Origin of the sequence: Tolypothrix sp. PCC 7601, from assembly GCF_025677855.1 — a bacterium.
Taxonomy (GTDB): Bacteria; Cyanobacteriota; Cyanobacteriia; order Cyanobacteriales; family Nostocaceae; genus Aulosira; species Aulosira diplosiphon.
The window spans coordinates 2526205-2545079 of the sequence record NZ_CP064879.1 but is presented as its reverse complement, the minus strand read 5'-3'; the positions used below and the strand labels follow the sequence as shown (position 1 = coordinate 2545079).

Here is an 18875-nt window from a genome sequence, read left to right as displayed (position 1 = left end):
TTTTCTGACTAAATTATTGGACTGTAATTCCAATACTCAACTTCAGTAACCAAATAAATTTCTTATCTGCCTACTGCTGGATCTTTTTGTAATTCAGGTCTCGCACTTGCTTCATCTGCTTTCTCTTTTAAAAAGCCAGAAGCTTCTTTCACATTTTCTTTGACAGTATCAATACGGTCTTTAATGCGAGTGCCTACATTTGGTTCGCGCTGAATTAAACCACCTGCTTCAGGTTGTTGAAAATTCTTTTCGGTAATCAGGGGTAATTCACCTTCTTTTAACACTCTACCTGTTGGTGTTTCTGCACCAGGGTAAAGTATTTTGGATTCTTGATTAGTGGCAATTAACAGTCCTGAAATTGGTTCTAAGCTAGCTTGGTCACGTTCATTCCGGCTGCTAGAGTTAGTAACTTTAGGATCGGTGGACATTCTATAATTGGTATATTTATCTCCACCGTTTTTATATGGATTGTTTGCACCGCCAGCTTGTACAGCTGGATTTTGAGGATTTGCACCTTGTGCATTTGCTCCAGTACAAGCAGTACTAACTATCAAAAATAGACTGGCCACGCAGACAGTTAAAATTTGGCGCAGTCGTAGTTTTTTCCATAAAGCTGTCAAACGATTCACTAAATCCTCCTTGCAACTATCAGCAAGCCAATTGACGCTGAACATGATTTGTTTGTCAGCGAAATTTGCACTTGATTTAGTTGAGCAACGTTGTGTTCAACAATTATCAACAATAGAAAGTTTAAAAATGCTTTTCCTCTAGCGTAAGTCACATTCTGATAGCGACCAATACACTATTTTTATCTAACTATGGAGAGAGATTATCTAAGATAATTAGCTTGTAATCCTGATGGTACCTACTATTAAGCTACGCATCACAGTATATGCTCTTGATTGTAAATTTGATTTTTAATTTATACTTTCTAATAAAAGCTTGTTAAAGAATATTAAATATTCGAGTTATGATGAAGATAGTTAGTAAAATACTCTTTTATTTTTCCGGAAGTAGCTAGTAAGTGGGCGTTTAGTTAACTAAATTGAATGCAACTAAACTCAAATCATAAACTTGATGTTAGGTTTTGTTTATTAACCCAAGTTCTACAGTTTTCAGTTTTTCTCTCCCACTCAACCATAATATTAATCAGCTGATGTAACATAAAATTTGAGATGTTCAGCCTGAAGGTATTTAATCGTTAAATTGCTGGAATGTGGAAAAAAATTTTACGTTGGATAATTTTAGGCGGAACGCTGGTTTTTTTAGGCAAAGCCTTAAAAGATCATTGGCAAGAAGTAACAAACATCCAGATTGATACAGATGGATGGGCAATTTTAGCGATCGCAACTGGTGTGACTTTACTTGCACATACCTGGGCTGGCTGGATATGGACTTGGGTTCTCAAAGATTTAAATCAACCTGTAGTATCCATTCAATTAATTCAGGTATATCTCAAAACAAACATTGCTAAGTATTTACCAGGCAATATTTGGCATCACTACGGCAGAATTGTAGCGGCAAAAAATGCTACAGGTTCTACTGGGGCTGCGACTTTAAGTGTCGTACTAGAACCACTCCTGATGGCTGCGGCTGCTTTAATTATCGTACTTGTATTTGGTACGCAATTGACTGCTGCCAATACCAATATTTTGTTTTTAATATTGCAATTTCTGTGTTTGGCTGTGGTGCTTTGTGCGCTTCATCCCTGGTTTTTGAACCCAGTCATTCACTTTGTACATAAATTGAAAGAGAAAAAGCTGGATCGACAGGGTAGCGACTCCAGTAGCAATCTGCGTATTGAACGCTATCCTGTACGCCCTTTATTAGGAGAATTAGCCTTTTTAGGGTTGCGTGGGGCTGGGTTTATCTTAACTCTATTTGCCTTGGGGCCTTTGAATGCGGGTCAAATTCCTTTATTGCTAGGGGCGTTTAGTTTCGCCTGGCTACTGGGGTTTGTTGTTCCTGGCGCGCCTGGGGGATTGGGTGTATTTGAAGCCACTGCGATCGCACTTTTGCAAAATCATTTTCCTGCGGCTGTGGTGATTAGTGCGATCGCTCTCTATCGTTTAATTAGTATTGTCGCTGAAACTGCTGGTGCGGCTCTAGCTTGGCTTGATGAATACCTAGCTCAATAGTTTATTGTATTAGGACTTACGCAAAAGTTACGGAATTACGTCATTACCAGCGTAGTGACGTAATCGCCTAAAATTATGGGATTGCTTCCCTACAATACGTTCCGGTCGCAATGACAAATTTTGCTTGGGTAAGTCCTGTGTATTTTTTGCATGACAAAATTATTAATTCTCAGTCATCCATTTTTGATTGAGAAAATACTCGATAATCATCTATATTCTCTGAATTTAATGTTTCTACTTCTGTCACATGTTCGTTGATTTTTATCAATGTGTATTCTACATTTTCAGCATAAATTGCAAATGTAATATTAAAAAACTCTAAAAAATTAATAAACTTTTGGCATTCTTCTTCTGGCAAATTTTCATAGTATCTAATTAAGTGAGCAATTTTAATTTCTAAATGGCTACGTGCGTTTTCACAAATTAAAATAATTTTTAATAGTAAAATTATTAATGTTAGAGGATGTCTTTGAGAAATCAACAAACTAAATAATGCTGATGGTTCTGTGCCGTTCTCTATAGTTAAACAATCAATTAATCGATTACAAATTCTCAGGAATAAGTTAGGAGTAACAATCTTTTCATCAGCCTCTTTTTTCCAGGAAGATAGAGTTTCTGATAATTGCTGCATCACAGTGTCTGTACAACCTTGGGATGCTATAGTAAAAAATAAATAATTTTGCAGACTTTGTTTAAAATCTTTTAATTTCTGATTTTCTGTTTGTTTGATAAATATATTAGCAATATTTTCATAACTAAATCTACCTTTTTTAACCAAAATAATTTTAATTATTCTGATAATATTATCACCCAAAAGGCTAGGATTTTTGTAGCGAAATTTACTAGATGCGGAAGACTGAGAGCGAGCAATATACATCGCTAATTCAAATTTAAATTTGTCCTTCATCTGCCTAGAGAGCTTTCTTGCTACCTCTTGTTGCTCTCTGGGTTTCTTGTCGTCAAAAGCTTGTGCCGATAATAAATAAGAAGTATAGCGATTAGCCCAGTTACTTTTAGTTGCTGAATTATTTACTTGTTTTTTGTATTTTTCAGCCAATAATTTGATGTCTTTGTAATCTTGGCTATTAATAAAATTTTTTAACCAAATCTTGTGTATTATCTCGTCACGGCTATTAGTTTGGGTTTTATCTTGATAATCATCAAATAATTTAATTAATTCGTGGATATATTTATATCGTCTTTGAGCTTCCCAGTTATTTACTAATATATAAAAGCAACGTTTGATCGTATAGCTAAAATCTTTTTCTTTCTTCATGAAAGAAATTCTGTATAATCCAGTCGATTTAGCTAAATTAGGCGAATCCTTGAAATCTATAAATAAACTTTTAAACTCTTGCAACGTATCATCTGGTTGCCATTTTTGCACTATTCCTACAAGAAAGCTGTAAAGCCTTTCTTGTGCAATTTGCAGAGTCATTGGTTGAGACTTGCTTTTAACAATATCCTGCTCTTCCTGACTAATGTCTAAACCATTAATTGCCATACCTGTTTTCAAGAACCAAAGCGTTGCTGATCATATTGTTATCAGCTTAACCTCAGCAAACCAGAGTATCAATCAATAATTCATAAATTACGTAATTTTTTACCGAAATTTAGGTAAACATACCAACAAATTTCTTCGATGTAATTAGGACTTACGCAAAAGTCACGGAATTACGTCATTACGAGCGTAGCGACGTAATCCCCTAAAACTATGGGATTGCTTCCCTACACTACGTTCCGGTCGCAATGACAAATTTTGCTTGCGTAAGTCCTGTTACTCATCTAAGTTGTTTGAGCATAAATGAAATACTGTGAGCTTTCTTAGCTTTCAGACATCCTCTAAGCATATACAGCTTGCTTGTACATCTTTAGGCTGATTTATACTTATGCTGGCTAAATATTTTATTAAGTATTATTACAAAATAATTAGATTTATTAATGTATAAAAAATACTTGCAAATTTTGCGTTTAAAGCTTTTTAGTAGGTCGGCGCAATTCACAATTAAAGATAACTGTAGAGGTTGGTCATTGTTCATTGGTCAGAGTTTCAAGCTTATTTACAGTTCGTAACATAGTTCGGTTGAGTTCCACCGAGTTACTTATGTTTAAAAGCTGATTGAGGAGCATAAATTTTCCCGACTGCGCCTGATGCTTACAACCTACAAGCAAACTTAGAAAATGCTTCTTGCACTAATCCCCGATTTCTAGTATAAAATTTCCTCTAATTCCACAGGCAGATATAAATTTAGCTGAGTTATCGTTGCAAAGCTTAAACAAAATAATAATGATGAATTAGCACTATCTTTAAACAGAAGGACTACAATCAAAACGGACAAATTAGCACTGTAACCAAGGAGGCATACACCGCTATGTCCGACTTAAATCGTGGAATTATGAAATTTGAGGGCGCTGACTCTCCAAAAGTGGTCACTATCTCTACCGTGCTGCTTTTGGGGTCAATTGCCGCCCTAATTATTTGGGCCCTACAAGCTGCCTATGCGCTAAACTAAGTAACTAGCAGCTTAGTATTTGGTAGTTTAGCAGGACACTGGTAAAAGCTTCTGCCATAGCCAAGTGTCTCCTGCTCATCCTGATAAAAGCGCCCTTAGAAGCATCAATAAAATTTCCCACCGATTTTAGATTTGAGATTTGAGATGCAACGTGCAAAATGCAAAATAAATCTAAAATCCAAAATCCAAGATGTTTGAACTTTGGGGTGCCTTAACTATTTTAATTGTCTGCCCCCTATTGGGTGCTATACCGCTAATTGCCTGGATTACCTATGCCATCACTGGTAAAAACTTGGCAAGACTGGGGACAGGAAATATCAGTGTGTCAGCCGCTTTTTACCACGGTGGCAAACTGGTAGGGATTCTAGCAGTATTATCTGAAGCTTTTAAGGGTATTGCCGCAGTTCTCATTGCCCGCGCTTTCTTTGGTGAGGGGTCAACATGGGAATTAATTGCCATGATTGCCCTAGTATTGGGTAGATACTCGCTAGGTAGAGGGGCTGGTACAACCAACGTCGTCTGGGGATTTTTGGTACATGATCCACTTGTGGCGGGATTTATAGGTTTATTAGCAGCGATCGCCTTTTCAGTTTTTCAATCGAAAAAGCTAGTGAAATTTGGAGTTTTGTTGCTGTTACCTATATTTGAGATTGTACTGCACGCGGAAGACTTCTCCAGAGTGGTTGCAGCTGTAGCTCTAGCTGGCTTACTAGGCTGGATTTATACCAGAATTCCTGATGATTTGAAGTTACCCGTCCCAGGGGCGAAAAGTGAATCAAAGCCCATGCTGGAATTTTTGGGCGGGGATATCAAGCTTTTCTCTCTGAATGAAGACTTAGAGGAATCGATAGTTGGGCACAAAGCAGCAGCATTATCTCAAATTAAACGCTGGGGTTATCCAGTCCCCAAGGGATGGCTACTAACACCCAATGACGATGTAGACGCAGTTATCGATTTTTTTCAACCTTCGGAATTATCGCCTTTAGTGGTGCGTTCCTCAGCAATTGGCGAAGATTCAGAATCCGCCTCGGCTGCTGGACAGTATTTAACAGTATTGAACGTTACTAGCGAACAGGGGCTAAAAGAAGCGATCGCTCAAGTTAGAGCTTCTTACGATCATCCCACAGCTGTACAATATCGGCGCGATCGCGGTTTGCCTGACCAATCGATGTCTGTATTGGTGCAGCAACAAGTCCAGAGTGTCTATTCTGGTGTGGCCTTCAGTCGCGATCCCATCACTCAGCAAGGTGATGCCATTGTGATTGAAGCTTTACCAGGGAGCGCCAGTCAAGTTGTTTCTGGCAGAATTACACCCGAACAATATCGGGCTTTTGTGGTGGAAACTGAGAATTTCTCCTCTGTGCAATTGGAAGGTACAGGAAGAGTACCACAAGCCATTATTAAACAAGTAGCATTTTTAGCCCGTCGCCTGGAAAAGCGTTACTACGGCGTTCCCCAAGATATTGAGTGGAGTTATGATGGGCAAACTCTGTGGGTATTACAAGCTAGACCCATCACTACTTTATTACCTATTTGGACGAGGAAAATCGCTGCGGAAGTTATTCCCGGTGTGATTCACCCCTTAACTTGGTCGGTGAATCGTCCCTTAACTTGCGGTGTTTGGGGAGAAATTTTTACTATAGGTTTAGGCGATCGCGTCTTAGGATTAGACTTTGCCGAAACCGCTACACTTCATTATTCTAGAGCTTATTTTAATGCATCCCTCCTGGGAGATATTTTTCTCAGAATGGGTCTACCGCCAGAAAGTTTAGAATTTTTGACCAGAGGCGATAAATTAAGTAGACCACCCTTACTGGCTACATTACGAAGTATTCCCGGATTGTTGCGGTTAGTGCAGCGAGAAAGGGATTTAGAGCAAGACTTTAAGCGAGATTACCGGGAAAAATTTGTACCTGTATTGTCGCAGTTAGCTCATGAGTCCATCAGCAATTTAGAACCAGCGCTGATCTGGAGAAGAATTGAATTAATTTTAGATGTGCTGCGCCTGGGGACTTACTACAGTATTTTCGCTCCGATCAGTGCTGCTATCAGACAAAAGATATTCCGCATCAAAGAAGGGGAAATCGATCATAGCGTTGCGCCAGAGGTAGCAGTACTGCGAGCTTTGAGTAGTTTAGCGCAAACTGCCAAACAAATATTACCGGAATTTGAGCCTGAGAAAGTGTTTGAGCAGTTGGATGAAACACCTGAAGGCAAAAACCTGTTGTATGATTTCAACGAACTGCTGCAAGATTACGGCTATTTAAGTGAAGTTGGCACAGATATTTCTGTAGTCACCTGGAAAGAAAACCCGCAGTATGTACAGCAGTTATTTGTGCAGTTAATGCAGGGAAACGATCCCCAACCTGGGGGCGTAGATCCGATAAATCAGGTATTTTCTGGGAAACGGAAGCGGGGAAGCGCGCAAAGAAGAGTGGATCTTAAAGGTCGAGTTACCGAAGTTTATTCGCGACTCTTAGCCGAATTACGTTGGAGTTTTGTTGCTTTAGAAGAGATTTGGTTAAAATCCGGCTGGCTAAGTCAACCCGGCGATATCTTCTTTTTGGAATTTGAGGAAATTGGCAGTTTAATTGCCAATCCTGAGCTAGAAATTAGTACTCAGTTACATAAGTTAGTGCAAAAAAGGCGATCGCAATTTGTTCAAGACAGCGAAATCACTCAAATTCCCCTACTAGTTTACGGTCATACACCGCCTCATCCTCTACCGCCATCACCGCTATATTCTGACCAAGTCTTACATGGTATCCCCGCCAGCCACGGACAGGCGGAAGGCAAAGTTAAGGTGTTACGGAATTTACAAACAATACCCGAAATTGACAAAGAGACAATTCTCGTTGTACCTTATACCGATTCTGCCTGGGCACCTTTCCTAGTCAGGGCTGGAGGATTAATTGCCGAAGCAGGAGGTAGGCTTTCACACGGTGCGATCGTTGCCCGTGAATACCGTATTCCTGCTATTATGGATGTGCGTGGTGCTACATGGTTGCTGCAAGATGGGCAGCGAGTCCGCATAGATGGTTCTAGGGGTATTGTGGAATTATCCAATGATTTGAGACCCGAATGATTGCCGCTTCCTTGAACGATTTACCCGAAGAATCCGTTTCTCACAATCCGGAAATCAAGAAAAAAGTGATGCTGCGTCTGGGAGATTTACCTCACCTGACGAACTTTTCGCAAGCGCGTTTTACACCAGGACAAAGCGCATCAGCCCACGCCCATCAAGATATGTCAGAAGTGTTTTTTGTCGAAGCTGGTGAGGGGGTAATTCATGTTGATGGTGTGGAATACCCCCTACTTCCAGGTAACTGTATTGCCATAGAACCGGGTGAAGTTCACGAAGTTGTGAACACAGGTAAAGATGAACTCATACTTACCTATTTCGGTTTGCGCGTTGAAAAGCCAGCATCATGATTGATAGTGCTGAGTGCTGAGTGCTGAGTTAGGAGTTAAAAGTTATTCCCCTTGTCCCCCTGCGTCCCACAGCGATTGATTATTTTTTATATTTGGAAGTTCCTTACTGGAGTTTCAAGAACTTATCCAAAGCAGATATCATACTGGGAGGCCAACGGCGAATATTTGTTACCCAGTTGATATCTTTGTAGCGGGTATCAAGTCCTACGGCTGCAACCCAGTTACTTTCGGCTTCACCTTTTTGTCCAGTCACCCAATAGGCTGCTGTCAGTGCTGCGCGCATATCCGCAAATTTGGGATATTTACGGACTATATTCCGCATTTCGCGAATAGCTGGTTCGATTTGCCCAGTTTCATATAGTGCGAGAGCATAGTTAGCACGGGCAAAGGCGAAATTAGGAGCGATCACAAATGATTTTTGATAGTCTGCGATCGCATCTTGCCATTTTCCCAATCCGGCTTTAGCGTTACCGCGATTGTTATATGCCATTGCGTCTTTGGGATCTAACTCTAGGACATGGTTATAATCTGCGATCGCATCTTGCCATTTTCCCAATCCTTCCAAAGCTGTACCACGATTTAAATAAGGATCGGTAACTTGGGGAGCCAGTTCTATAGCTTTGTTATAATCCGTCAGCGCCGCTTCTAACTTATTCTGACTCACCCGAGAATTGCCGCGATTACTCCATGCACCAGCATTAGTCGGGAATTGCTCAATAATCTGTGTCCAGTAGGTTTCCGCCGTCGCAAAATCGCCTTGATTAGTAGCAGCAAAAGCTTTATTTGCCAACTCATCCCCTTGTTCTAACTGTTCTTGAGTCAGATTAGTAGTTTGGGAGAGTGCCATCACTGGTGTACCCCAGCCAAACACAAGTAAAAAACTGAGAAAAATACTAATTAATTGAATCATCTGGCTTTATCTGTGTCTATCTGTAATGGGGATTGGGGAACTCGGGGCCCCCTCTGGGGATAAGGGGTAATGGGGACTGGGGACTGGGGACTGGGGAACTCGGGGCCCCCTCTGGGGATAAGGGGTAATGGGGACTGGGTAATGGGAAAAATACCAAACTCAATGCCCAATGCCCAATGCCCAATGCCCAATGCCCAATGCCCAATGCCCCATGCCCCATGCCCCATGCCCTATCTAAAATCATTACAGCAAAGACATCTGTTCATTAGGTGGCTTAAAACCTAAATGCTTGTATGCTGCTGTGGTGGCGGTTCTACCACGGGGAGTGCGGCTTAAATAGCCAATTTGCATCAAGTAGGGTTCGTAAACTTCTTCAATGGTTTGGGTATCTTCTCCGGTGGCGGCGGCGATTGTTTCTAAGCCCACTGGCCCGCCATTAAATTGTTCAATGATTACACTTAACATCTTGCGGTCTGTCCAATCTAAACCGCATGGATCTACTTGGAATAGTTGCAGTGCTTCACCTGCAATACTTTGGTTAATTTCCCCAGATTTTTTAACTTCCGCATAATCACGTACTCGCTTGAGTAGCCTATTTGCTATTCGGGGCGTGCCCCGCGATCGCTTGGCAATTTCTGTAGCGCCATCTTCTGTAATCGGAGTTTGAAGTAGTTGAGCAGTTCGCAGTACAATCTTGCTCAGTTCATCAACTTCATAAAATCGCAGTTTTTGGACTAAACCAAAGCGATCGCGTAGTGGAGAAGTTAAAGCACCTACACGGGTTGTAGCTCCCACTAGAGTAAATTTGGACAAAGGTAAACTCCGGGTGCGCGCACTGGAGCCTTTACCAATGGTAATATCAAGGCGATAATCTTCCATTGCGGGATAGAGAATCTCTTCGGTCATCCGCGAGAGGCGATGAATTTCATCAACAAAGAGAATATCTCCTGGCTTTAAGTTCACTAGTAGCCCTACAATATCCCGTGGACGTTCTAGTGCTGGCGCACTTGTAATTTTGTAGTTTACCCCCATTTCCGATGCTAAAATCATTGCCATTGTGGTTTTACCCAGTCCCGGCGGCCCGTATAGTAGCAAATGATCCAGCACTTCACCTCTTGATTTGGCAGCTTTGATGGCAATATCTAGCACATCTTTTAGGTCTTTTTGCCCAATGTAATCGGCAAATCGCTGCGGGCGAATACTTTCTTCTTGTTTACCTTGTTCATCGATCGCAGCTTCGGCTTGCAAAAGTTCTTGGTGAGCAGAAGCTTTCGCTGACTCAGGACGCTGCGGTGGTTGTTCATTGGGTTCTTGAGGCTGTTTTTTAGAGGAGATAATCGCCATAATTTCAGCTATCAACGGTTAAGGAAGACTGTGTAAGCAGGATGTTGGCTACAAAACAACGCATAAACAAGGTATCCAAATATTTTCGCTTGAGAACACGCACGCCAATTTAAAATTTAAATTCCGGACAATTACCCAGGAGTACAAAAATTATTATGTTAGCTAAAAGAATCTTACCTTGCTTAGATGTGAAGGCGGGACGAGTTGTCAAAGGTGTTAACTTTGTTAACCTGCAAGATGCAGGCGATCCGGTAGAACTGGCAAAGGTTTACAACGAAGCCGGTGCTGATGAGTTAGTGTTTCTAGATATTACCGCCACTCATGAAGATAGAGATACAATTATAGATGTGGTGTACCGCACGGCAGAGCAGGTCTTTATTCCCTTAACCGTAGGCGGTGGGATTCAATCCTTAGAAAATGTTAAAGGTTTGTTACGAGCCGGGGCAGATAAGGTTAGTATTAATTCTGCGGCAGTACGTGAACCAGACTTGATTAATCGGGCAAGCGATCGCTTTGGTAATCAGTGCATAGTTGTTGCTATTGATGCTAGACGCAGAGTTGACCCAGAGAATCCAGGTTGGGATGTGTATGTGCGAGGTGGCAGAGAAAATACAGGCAAAGATGCTTTACTCTGGGCACAAGAAGTAGAAAAGCGCGGTGCTGGAGAACTATTGGTAACAAGTATGGATGCTGATGGAACTCAAGCTGGTTATGACTTGGAATTGACAAAATCTATCGCTAACGCTGTCCAAATTCCTGTGATTGCTTCGGGTGGTGCAGGAAACTGCGAACATATTCACGCTGCATTAACTGAGGGGAAAGCAGAAGCAGCGCTATTAGCATCGTTGTTACATTATGGACATCTAAGCGTAGCTCAAATCAAGAGTTATTTGCGCGATCGCTCCGTTCCAGTAAGAATGCTTAACTGAGCAAAAACTTATCCTTATAGGACATTTATCCCAGGTCAGAGACGCTTTCTTGAAACAGTGTTAATATAAATTAACTACTATGAATAAATATTAATAAATATGTTGATTCCTATTTTGTTATTCGATGTGGCGCTGGTGGCTTGGTCACTCCACTTAATGGAAAAAGCCTTTGAGCACAAGGAATTTTCTTTAATGTTGGCTGGAACCTTAGTGGCCCTAGCAGCTGCGGCTATGTTAGTAGTTTACTTTCTGATGGGACACTGTATCAGCTATTTGTTGCAAGTATCTTAGTTAAGTCCTAGGAGTAGAAATTCTCATTTACTCATCTTGACAAAGATAATATTATTCAGCCATAATTAGAAACGCGTATTCCGGGGTTATAGCTCAGTTGGTAGAGCACTTCAATGGCATTGAAGGGGTCAGCGGTTCGAATCCGCTTAGCTCCATCTGTACATTAAATATTTATTGTCAGGTTTAAAGAATTATTGTCCATTTTGACGTAGTTAAGGGACATAAGTAACCTGTTTTCTTGACTTTCAGTACTCAAACCAGTTTTAAATAATTATTGTCCAGAGTTGAAACCAGTTTTAAATAATTATTGTCCAAAATTAAGTTAAGTTTCTCGCTAGATACATTGACTCTAAATGTATCTAGAGATCTATGGGATCAACTGCACAGTTTTAGGCAATATGCCATTGAAGTGCTCCTTTCAAACCACCCTAATAAATAATTTTACAATAGAACACATAATAGTGAAATTGCTGAAAACATAGCGATAAAATCTTTCAACCCACTACCAGCCGTGAGGGTTATTGAAACCATAAGTTATTGGGGCAACTATACTTGGCAGAAGCCTTTCAACCCACCACCAGCCGTGAGGGTTATTGAAACATTTGGCGCTTACGCCGCAGGAGTGATACTACTATGAAACCTTTCAACCCACCACCAGCCGTGAGGGTTATTGAAACGGGAACGAAACCAACTCCGAATTCTCCATTAGGAAACTTTCAACCCACCACCAGCCGTGAGGGTTATTGAAACTCTATCAAACCTATAACCATATATTCAGCAGGAACTTTCAACCCACCACCAGCCGTGAGGGTTATTGAAACTCGGTGAAACTTAGCCCAATGCTTCTGAAATCTATTACTTTCAACCCACCACCAGCCGTGAGGGTTATTGAAACCATCACTAATAGATTTAGCTAGTTTGGAATTTTTCTTTCAACCCACCACCAGCCGTGAGGGTTATTGAAACTATCAAAACCTTGTGTAGCTACAGGATTAACTGAATCTTTCAACCCACCACCAGCCGTGAGGGTTATTGAAACCACATGGATGCTCAAGTGAAATGTTCTAAAGGCGGAGCTTTCAACCCACCACCAGCCGTGAGGGTTATTGAAACGCGTAAGATTCTTTTTCTATATGTACATCTTTAACTTTCAACCCACCACCAGCCGTGAGGGTTATTGAAACCCCGCACTTGTCAAACTCTTATCCTGACTATTTTCCAGAAGCGATTTTGGCAAGTCTACTTAAAAGCCTATTTTCTATCACTAACAAATAAACTTGCATTCGCATTGAAATGAATGAAATGCAGTCAAGACAATAGTTTTAGCCATTTGGCAGCACTCCAGGGATTTTGCTCCTGCTTTGACTTGCCAAAAATAAAAATTAGGGGGTGGTAGTTCGGTAGCCACCATGACGGTATACCCGTACCCTTACTTTGCTGTAAAGTAAGAGGTATTGATGTCCTCATACAACCAAAATCCCAGATTTCAGTCATATAGTCCGCTCTGTCACCTAACACCAAGGAAAAAGAGTTTGATGTCAAGAGCTAAGGTTCTGGGCTGTTTGGCACCCTAACACCTTATACTTCCCATGCGTCTCGGTGCGAGTCCTTTCTCATCTAACAGCAGCATTTGCTTACCCAAGCAATTACTGCTAACAAACGCTTAGATGAACGCACAGGTTGAGTTAGCAGCTACCAGGGTCAGAAAGAATACGCTTGTACAAGCGTTAAACTAACCCATTCCACAGTATCTATACAAAGGGGCTGACACTGTTGCATCATATAGTTAACTCTCGAAAGAGCATATATATATGACGGCACCGATTTAATATAAAAGACAATACAATATTTAGGTAGAAATTTTATCTACCAATAGTATTAATTCTGCATTGGTAAGCAGACAATGCTAGATTTATCGCTTGTTCTTGCAGATTGTCATAAGATGGCTGCATACCAAATTCAATACTAATTTTAAACTCGGCAGCTTTTGACTTTATGGATTCTTGAAGCCTGCCGTAGCTCCAATTGTGTATCTGGCGATTATACTCCTTCACATATATTTTTTGAGCATTTACATCACCAGGGAATTTGGCTTCCGCTTTTGCTTGAATGACACTGGTACGGATTTCCCTCGTGTCTTTTAATCTTGGTAAAACAATGCAGCTAGCCTTATATTCCTTAGTGACTTCTACTATTCTCTTGGCTAGCAATTTATCAACGTATTCTCCTAGTTGCGATTCGCCCATATTACAAGGAGAGTCTTTTTTCTGAGCTTTTTCTCTTTCTTTACGAAAATGCACTTGTTGTCGTCGTCTACGACTTAACAGAGAAAAAGCATCACCTAGTAACTGTTTGACTGTTTTGCAGATGATTTTTTCTTTAGTAATTATATCAACTACAACAAGTGTTGCTAATTCAACAGGATGGAAACTAACACCAACAATTATATTAGACTGACCTCGATAAATTGGCTTACTGGGACGAGCAAATGAATTATTAAGCCGAGACAATGAAGATATATTTCTATTCAGGTTTTTTTGTTCATCGCTATCGATATTTTCATTACCTTCTGCTTTAGTTACTTGTTTTTGTGTAGTATCAGTCTTTTCTTGTCTTACTTCTTCAGTACCCTCTGCTGTCAATAAACGAGCATCATAGGTACAATGCAAAGCTAATTTATTAACTTTCCACGGCTCACCAGCGCCTTCACCTTGTTGCCACAACAACTGTACAGAACGTAGTGTAACCAAGCTACCTGAAAGTTTTATTTCTCCTTTCTCACTTTCTTTAAGAGCTTTATAGTCTTCTAGAAAGCGTTTAAAGAAATGAAGTTGGCGTTTATTACAACAAATTTGAAAGTGAAATTTAGCCCAGCCATTGAAGTAAACACAAATTTTTCTTTGTTCATTTTTATACCAAGTTAAATCGCTATACAAATAATCGATAGGATACGGTAAATCTGAGACTTTATTTAATAAGCTAGCTATCCATTCTGCGAACTCTTCATTGTTTTGAGGTACTTGATTGATTAAATTATCAAATGCATGATTATATCTTTCTCCTGTTATATCTCTACCATTAGGTAATTTATTCTTCTGTATTTGTTCTTCTAGACGTTTAATCTGGACTTGTTTTTCAGTGCGACGCTTTTTAAGCTTTTTGATATCTTCCTCTAGATCACTAACTTGATTATGGTTTTTTATCAGGTAGGCGACGGCACACTGCGTTAGAATATCCTGAGTTATTTTATGGATTTTATATAAAATTTCAGTCAATGTTTCTGGGATATTTTTATCTACGTTTTCTTGGTAATCAGAATTTTCCCTTTGTTTGGAGGCGTTAATTTCATTACTACTGTTTTGAACTTTTTTCCTCGCTGACTTTGTTTGATTTAGAACGGCATCATGATTAGTAATCTGTTCTAGAAATTCTTTTGGCTGGCTCAGTATATCTTGTGCTTTACAACGGATTGTCTGTAAATCACAATTACTTTCTTGTACAAGTTCAACATCACTTTTGAGAATATTATTTAGAAAATATTCTTTACCTTCTTTCTGCTTTTTTATTTTTTGAGATAATGTAAGCCATGATGTATAAACCTCTGTTACTAAAGAGTCTGCTGATGAGCCAAGACGACCTGACTGTTGTTGAAGATCAGAATCGTTTGTTAGAGCTTTGCGTAATTTTGTGATTTCTTTTTTACTTATTGTTCCCTTCTCTTGATTGGTTTCAAATTCTGGTTGCTCACTTACACTCTTCAATAATTGAACAATCAGAGGAGTATTTTTTTGGGTCATTTCTTCCCATACTTTACGCAGTACATCTTCACTAGCATGGAGATGGCATCGTATAGTTCTATGGATTGGACTCGTGGATTTCTTCTGGCGATCGCGGCTCATAGTGTGAACCTCTCCATAAAATAAATAATTTCTTAGCTCGTTTAGTTAGAACTTGATTGCTTATTAGCCTTTATCAGCACGATCGCACTTGACGCGATCGCAATCCAAAAATTTCGTTGATGGTGCAATATCTGCAAAATATGCTGCCAACTTTGCAGATGATGGAAGTTGCCCAAAATCCCTACAAGTTAAGTAGCAAATATTACTTAAGTTAGGCATAGCTTGGACTTTCGAGATATAGAGATTTAACATTGCTGAACATTAAATTAATGTTCAGCAATGTTTTAAGTTTATCATTAAACATTGCCAAACATTGTTAAACATTATTTAGCCTTGTAACAAGGTAGTGGGGTTATGATGAACTGGCGATAAATGTTTTGAAAATTAATGAGCCAGAGCGATCGCGTACAAACTTCGATATATTTCCCCAAAGAGATCCATGAGGCTTTAGTCAGATGGGCGCAAGAAGAAGACCGTCCCATCAGTAATCTTGTTGTGCGGATTGTGAGTAAGGCGGTTGAAGAGCGAGAGAAGCAAAATCCGCCGCAATAATATGTAGCTGTTGTATCTGCGCCAATTTGAGCATTCCTGATATACGATATATCCTCAGCCACTACATGAGCTATGTTCTTGTGCGTGGTATGTTATTGGTTCTTTGCACGATGTCAAAACTTCAAGGCAAAGTGTCAGACGGGCTTAAGAACGTCTGGCAAAGTTGATTGGGGGAGGTCTTTTAAAGGCTATACAAAATGGCAATTAAGAAAAGTGAACTTTATAGTTCGTTATGGAAAAGCTGTGATGAACTGCGGGGTGGTATGGATGCCTCGCAGTATAAGGATTATGTACTGGTTTTATTGTTCGTTAAATATGTATCTGATAAATATGCTGGTGTAGCAGATGCGCTGATTGAAGTGCCTGAAGGCGGAGGCTTTCAGGATATTATTGCTCTCAAAGGACAGAAAGATATCGGGGATGGTATCAACAAAATTATTACCAAGTTAGCCGAGGCAAATGACTTAGTAGGGATCATTACCGTTGCTGATTTCAATGATGATGACAAGTTGGGCAAGGGTAAGGAAATGCAGGATAGGCTTTCCAACTTGGTAGCGATTTTTGAGAATCCAGCACTAAATTTTAGTAATAACCGTGCTGATGGTGATGATATTTTAGGCGATGCCTATGAGTATCTGATGCGTAACTTTGCGACGCAATCGGGTAAAAGTAAGGGACAATTTTATACTCCGGCGGAAGTGTCCCGTGTCATCTCTAAAGTTATTGGTGTTAATTCTGCCAAAAATCAGAGTCAAACGATTTATGATCCAACTTGTGGTAGTGGTTCTCTGTTAATTAAAGCTGCGGATGAAGCAGAACAGGGCTTAACCATCTACGGACAGGAGATGGACAACGCTACCTATGCGTTAGCTCACATGAACATGGTTATTCATGGACATCCTACTAGAGACATTCAACAAGGAAATACTCTCGCGAATCCTCTATTAAAAAATGAAGATGGTAGCCTGAAAATTTTTGATTTTGCTGTGGCTAATCCTCCGTTTTCCTCCAAAGCTTGGAGTAATGGACTTAATCCAGCCAAGGATGAGTTTCAACGGTTTGATGGCTATGGCATTCCTCCGGCTAAAAATGGGGACTATGCTTTTTTGCTGCACATGGTTCGCTCCCTGAAAAGTAATGGTAAAGGAGCGATTATTCTGCCGCATGGGGTGCTGTTTCGGGGGAATGCGGAGGCGGAAATTCGGAAAAATCTGATTAGCAAGGGCATTATCAAGGGGATTATTGGGCTACCGCCGAACCTGTTTTATGGGACGGGGATTCCTGCCTGCATTATTGTGTTAGACAAGGAAGATGCCGAGAATCGCCAAGGCATTTTTATGATTGATGCCAGCAAGGGGTTTGTTAAAGACGGCAATAAAAACCGTCTGCGAGAGCAGGACATTCATAAGATTGTTGATGTCTTCAACAAACAGCTTGAGGTGGCGAAATATTCGCGGATGGTTCCAGTTGAGGAAATTGCGGGGAATGAGTACAACCTGAATATTCCGCGTTATATTGACTCTCAGGAAGAGGAAGATATTCAGGATATTGAGGCGCATCTGTTGGGGGGGATACCCAAGCGAGATATTGAAGCTTTGAGCGATTACTGGCAGGTTTACCCGACGCTGCAACAGGAGTTATTTGAGGCGGCGGATCGCCCAGGATACCTGATGCTTAAAATTCCAGGATCAGAAGTCAAAGCTAGGACTTACGCATTGACAAAAAATATTATTGATGTGTACTAGGCAGCACAAGTATTGGTGAGATTGTCCACAATATAATCACGCACAACTAAAGTAAACAAGTTTCTTTGTAATTCATACCAATTAGAAATGATGTTTTCAGACCGCATTAGCTCTAAACGAACAAATGCTTGAAGTGAGCAAAATATGTGTGTTTTAATTGCATGGCTATCTCTAACCCTTACGGGTTCGCCAGTTGCTTCAAGTCGGGAGACCCGCCCAACGCACTGGCTCACCATAAATCGACAAATTCCACATACTTGTTTTATTGCTCTGTGAAAACTTTCTATTCCCCAATGAGTATCATGAATTGTCACAAATTCACTGCGAGTTATTTGCTGAAGAGCTTCAGCATCTGGTAGATACAATATATAATGTCTAGAGTCTTCTTTTTTGAAGACTTTCCTAAACAATTTGATAAATCCAAATTCTCTCAGATGAGTTACCAACCCTTCATCAGGAATCTCTAAACCACTTACTTGGCAATACTTTCCTGGTTCATTAGAGACAGTTCTATTTTTCTCAACCCCAAATAGAAAACCCAATTTCTGGTTTCTTAAAAATTTTAAGTTTTCTACTCCTGAGTACCAACTATCTCCTGTTACTAGCCTTGGTTTTACACCCCAATCAATTACTTCAATTAGCATCTCTTGGAAATAATCGTTCTTCGTTTTCCCCTCCTTTTTATCGTATATTCTGTAATTTATTGGTACTGAGCTTCCATGTATGTCGCTGTAATACAGCGTAATTAAATTTATCCCTTTGATACTTTTATGATATTTACCTGACCAAAAATAACCGATTAATTCTGCATATTTTGGATTACTGTACAGTTTTTCTATGACTGTGTCGTCTACACTTAAAATCCCTCCTGTCAAGTTAATAATAGTCTTTACCGTACTGAACAAATCATAGGGAGCGTATCTCTCCCTCAACAAAAAACGGTTCACACTATCATGTGAAACATTCCCCAATATTTCTGCTAACCTACTGCATCCTCCATGCTTCGGTTCCGATAACAAAAATAGAGTGTAATGTTCCAGATTGCATTGTGCTGTTGAGAGTTTACTGATTTCTCTGATTGTCCGATACCTATTTGTAGACAACACTTTTTTCTTAACGCAT

General features: G+C 40.2%; 14 protein-coding genes, 1 tRNA gene and 1 CRISPR repeat array. Of the genes, 8 read left to right on the top strand and 7 right to left on the bottom strand.

Annotated features, from left to right (window positions below):
- Window positions 1-62 precede the first annotated feature (62 nt).
- Entirely contained in the window at window positions 63-629 is a 567-nt protein-coding gene (locus tag HG267_RS10675; protein WP_045869710.1) for a DUF6658 family protein, read from the bottom strand.
- 585 nt (window positions 630-1214) lie between these two features.
- Here HG267_RS10675 and HG267_RS10670 point away from each other — a divergent pair.
- A complete protein-coding gene (locus HG267_RS10670; protein ID WP_045869570.1) occupies window positions 1215-2138 on the top strand; it encodes a YbhN family protein in 924 nt (307 codons plus the stop codon).
- Between the two features lie 169 nt (window positions 2139-2307).
- On the opposite strand, the gene HG267_RS10665 is transcribed toward HG267_RS10670, so the two are convergent.
- Window positions 2308-3642 carry a hypothetical protein gene (locus HG267_RS10665; RefSeq protein ID WP_045869569.1) on the bottom strand — a complete coding sequence of 445 codons (1335 nt, stop codon included), beginning with the start codon at window positions 3640-3642 and terminating at the stop codon, window positions 2308-2310.
- Between the two features lie 1199 nt (window positions 3643-4841).
- Here HG267_RS10665 and HG267_RS10660 point away from each other — a divergent pair.
- Both HG267_RS10660 and HG267_RS10655 read left to right on the top strand, forming a co-directional pair.
- Entirely contained in the window at window positions 4842-7736 is a 2895-nt protein-coding gene (locus HG267_RS10660) for a glycerol-3-phosphate acyltransferase (protein ID WP_045869568.1), read from the top strand.
- Complete coding sequence (locus tag HG267_RS10655; RefSeq protein WP_045869567.1) at window positions 7733-8083, top strand: cupin domain-containing protein; 351 nt, start codon at window positions 7733-7735, stop codon at window positions 8081-8083. Before HG267_RS10660 ends, HG267_RS10655 begins: the two co-directional genes overlap by 4 nt.
- A 103-nt stretch (window positions 8084-8186) precedes the next feature.
- Here HG267_RS10655 and HG267_RS10650 read toward each other — a convergent pair whose 3' ends face one another.
- Entirely contained in the window at window positions 8187-8993 is an 807-nt protein-coding gene (locus HG267_RS10650; RefSeq protein ID WP_045869566.1) for a tetratricopeptide repeat protein, read from the bottom strand.
- 243 nt (window positions 8994-9236) lie between these two features.
- Window positions 9237-10337 carry a Holliday junction branch migration DNA helicase RuvB gene (ruvB, locus tag HG267_RS10645; RefSeq protein WP_045869564.1) on the bottom strand — a complete coding sequence of 367 codons (1101 nt, stop codon included), beginning with the start codon at window positions 10335-10337 and terminating at the stop codon, window positions 9237-9239.
- A 155-nt stretch (window positions 10338-10492) separates the two neighbouring features.
- On the opposite strand from ruvB, the gene hisF reads away from it, so the two are divergent.
- The 3 genes from hisF to HG267_RS10630 all read left to right on the top strand — a co-directional run bounded on the left by hisF (window position 10493) and on the right by HG267_RS10630 (window position 11712).
- Window positions 10493-11266 carry an imidazole glycerol phosphate synthase subunit HisF gene (hisF, locus tag HG267_RS10640; RefSeq protein ID WP_045869563.1) on the top strand — a complete coding sequence of 258 codons (774 nt, stop codon included), beginning with the start codon at window positions 10493-10495 and terminating at the stop codon, window positions 11264-11266.
- 99 nt (window positions 11267-11365) lie between these two features.
- A complete protein-coding gene (locus tag HG267_RS10635) occupies window positions 11366-11557 on the top strand; it encodes a hypothetical protein (RefSeq protein WP_045869562.1) in 192 nt (63 codons plus the stop codon).
- 82 nt (window positions 11558-11639) lie between these two features.
- Window positions 11640-11712: transfer RNA gene (locus HG267_RS10630), tRNA-Ala, on the top strand.
- 336 nt (window positions 11713-12048) lie between these two features.
- Window positions 12049-12741: direct repeats of the CRISPR family, unit length 37 nt; unit sequence CTTTCAACCCACCACCAGCCGTGAGGGTTATTGAAAC.
- Window positions 12742-13419: 678 nt separating this feature from the next.
- Here HG267_RS10630 and cas12k read toward each other — a convergent pair.
- Both cas12k and HG267_RS10620 read right to left on the bottom strand, forming a co-directional pair.
- Complete coding sequence (gene cas12k / locus HG267_RS10625; protein ID WP_045869560.1) at window positions 13420-15456, bottom strand: type V CRISPR-associated protein Cas12k; 2037 nt, start codon at window positions 15454-15456, stop codon at window positions 13420-13422.
- Between the two features lie 63 nt (window positions 15457-15519).
- Window positions 15520-15675: a hypothetical protein gene (locus HG267_RS10620; RefSeq protein WP_155539131.1), complete on the bottom strand. Its 156-nt coding sequence runs from the start codon at window positions 15673-15675 to the stop codon at window positions 15520-15522.
- Between the two features lie 168 nt (window positions 15676-15843).
- Here HG267_RS10620 and HG267_RS10615 point away from each other — a divergent pair, with 168 nt between their 5' ends.
- Window positions 15844-16008 carry a ribbon-helix-helix domain-containing protein gene (locus tag HG267_RS10615; protein ID WP_081583965.1) on the top strand — a complete coding sequence of 55 codons (165 nt, stop codon included), beginning with the start codon at window positions 15844-15846 and terminating at the stop codon, window positions 16006-16008.
- Window positions 16009-16205: 197 nt separating this feature from the next.
- Window positions 16206-17753 carry a type I restriction-modification system subunit M gene (locus HG267_RS10610; protein ID WP_081583964.1) on the top strand — a complete coding sequence of 516 codons (1548 nt, stop codon included), beginning with the start codon at window positions 16206-16208 and terminating at the stop codon, window positions 17751-17753.
- On the opposite strand, the gene HG267_RS10605 is transcribed toward HG267_RS10610, so the two are convergent.
- Window positions 17750-18772, bottom strand: a complete 1023-nt coding sequence (locus tag HG267_RS10605) for a transposase (protein ID WP_081583864.1) — start codon at window positions 18770-18772, stop codon at window positions 17750-17752. The genes HG267_RS10610 and HG267_RS10605 overlap by 4 nt on opposite strands.
- Window positions 18773-18875 lie beyond the last annotated feature (103 nt).

Excerpts from the sequence above, each read along its gene's own strand:
- hisF (WP_045869563.1), top strand. The coding sequence starts at position 10,493 with ATGTTAGCTAAAAGAATCTTACCTTGCTTAGATGTGAAGGCGGGACGA.
- HG267_RS10665 (WP_045869569.1), bottom strand. The coding sequence starts at position 3,642 with ATGGCAATTAATGGTTTAGACATTAGTCAGGAAGAGCAGGATATTGTT.
- cas12k (WP_045869560.1), bottom strand. The coding sequence starts at position 15,456 with ATGAGCCGCGATCGCCAGAAGAAATCCACGAGTCCAATCCATAGAACT.
- HG267_RS10620 (WP_155539131.1), bottom strand. The coding sequence starts at position 15,675 with ATGCCTAACTTAAGTAATATTTGCTACTTAACTTGTAGGGATTTTGGG.
- HG267_RS10660 (WP_045869568.1), top strand. The coding sequence starts at position 4,842 with ATGTTTGAACTTTGGGGTGCCTTAACTATTTTAATTGTCTGCCCCCTA.
- HG267_RS10655 (WP_045869567.1), top strand. The coding sequence starts at position 7,733 with ATGATTGCCGCTTCCTTGAACGATTTACCCGAAGAATCCGTTTCTCAC.
- HG267_RS10615 (WP_081583965.1), top strand. The coding sequence starts at position 15,844 with ATGAGCCAGAGCGATCGCGTACAAACTTCGATATATTTCCCCAAAGAG.
- ruvB (WP_045869564.1), bottom strand. The coding sequence starts at position 10,337 with ATGGCGATTATCTCCTCTAAAAAACAGCCTCAAGAACCCAATGAACAA.
- HG267_RS10635 (WP_045869562.1), top strand. The coding sequence starts at position 11,366 with ATGTTGATTCCTATTTTGTTATTCGATGTGGCGCTGGTGGCTTGGTCA.
- HG267_RS10610 (WP_081583964.1), top strand. The coding sequence starts at position 16,206 with ATGGCAATTAAGAAAAGTGAACTTTATAGTTCGTTATGGAAAAGCTGT.
- HG267_RS10670 (WP_045869570.1), top strand. The coding sequence starts at position 1,215 with ATGTGGAAAAAAATTTTACGTTGGATAATTTTAGGCGGAACGCTGGTT.
- HG267_RS10650 (WP_045869566.1), bottom strand. The coding sequence starts at position 8,993 with ATGATTCAATTAATTAGTATTTTTCTCAGTTTTTTACTTGTGTTTGGC.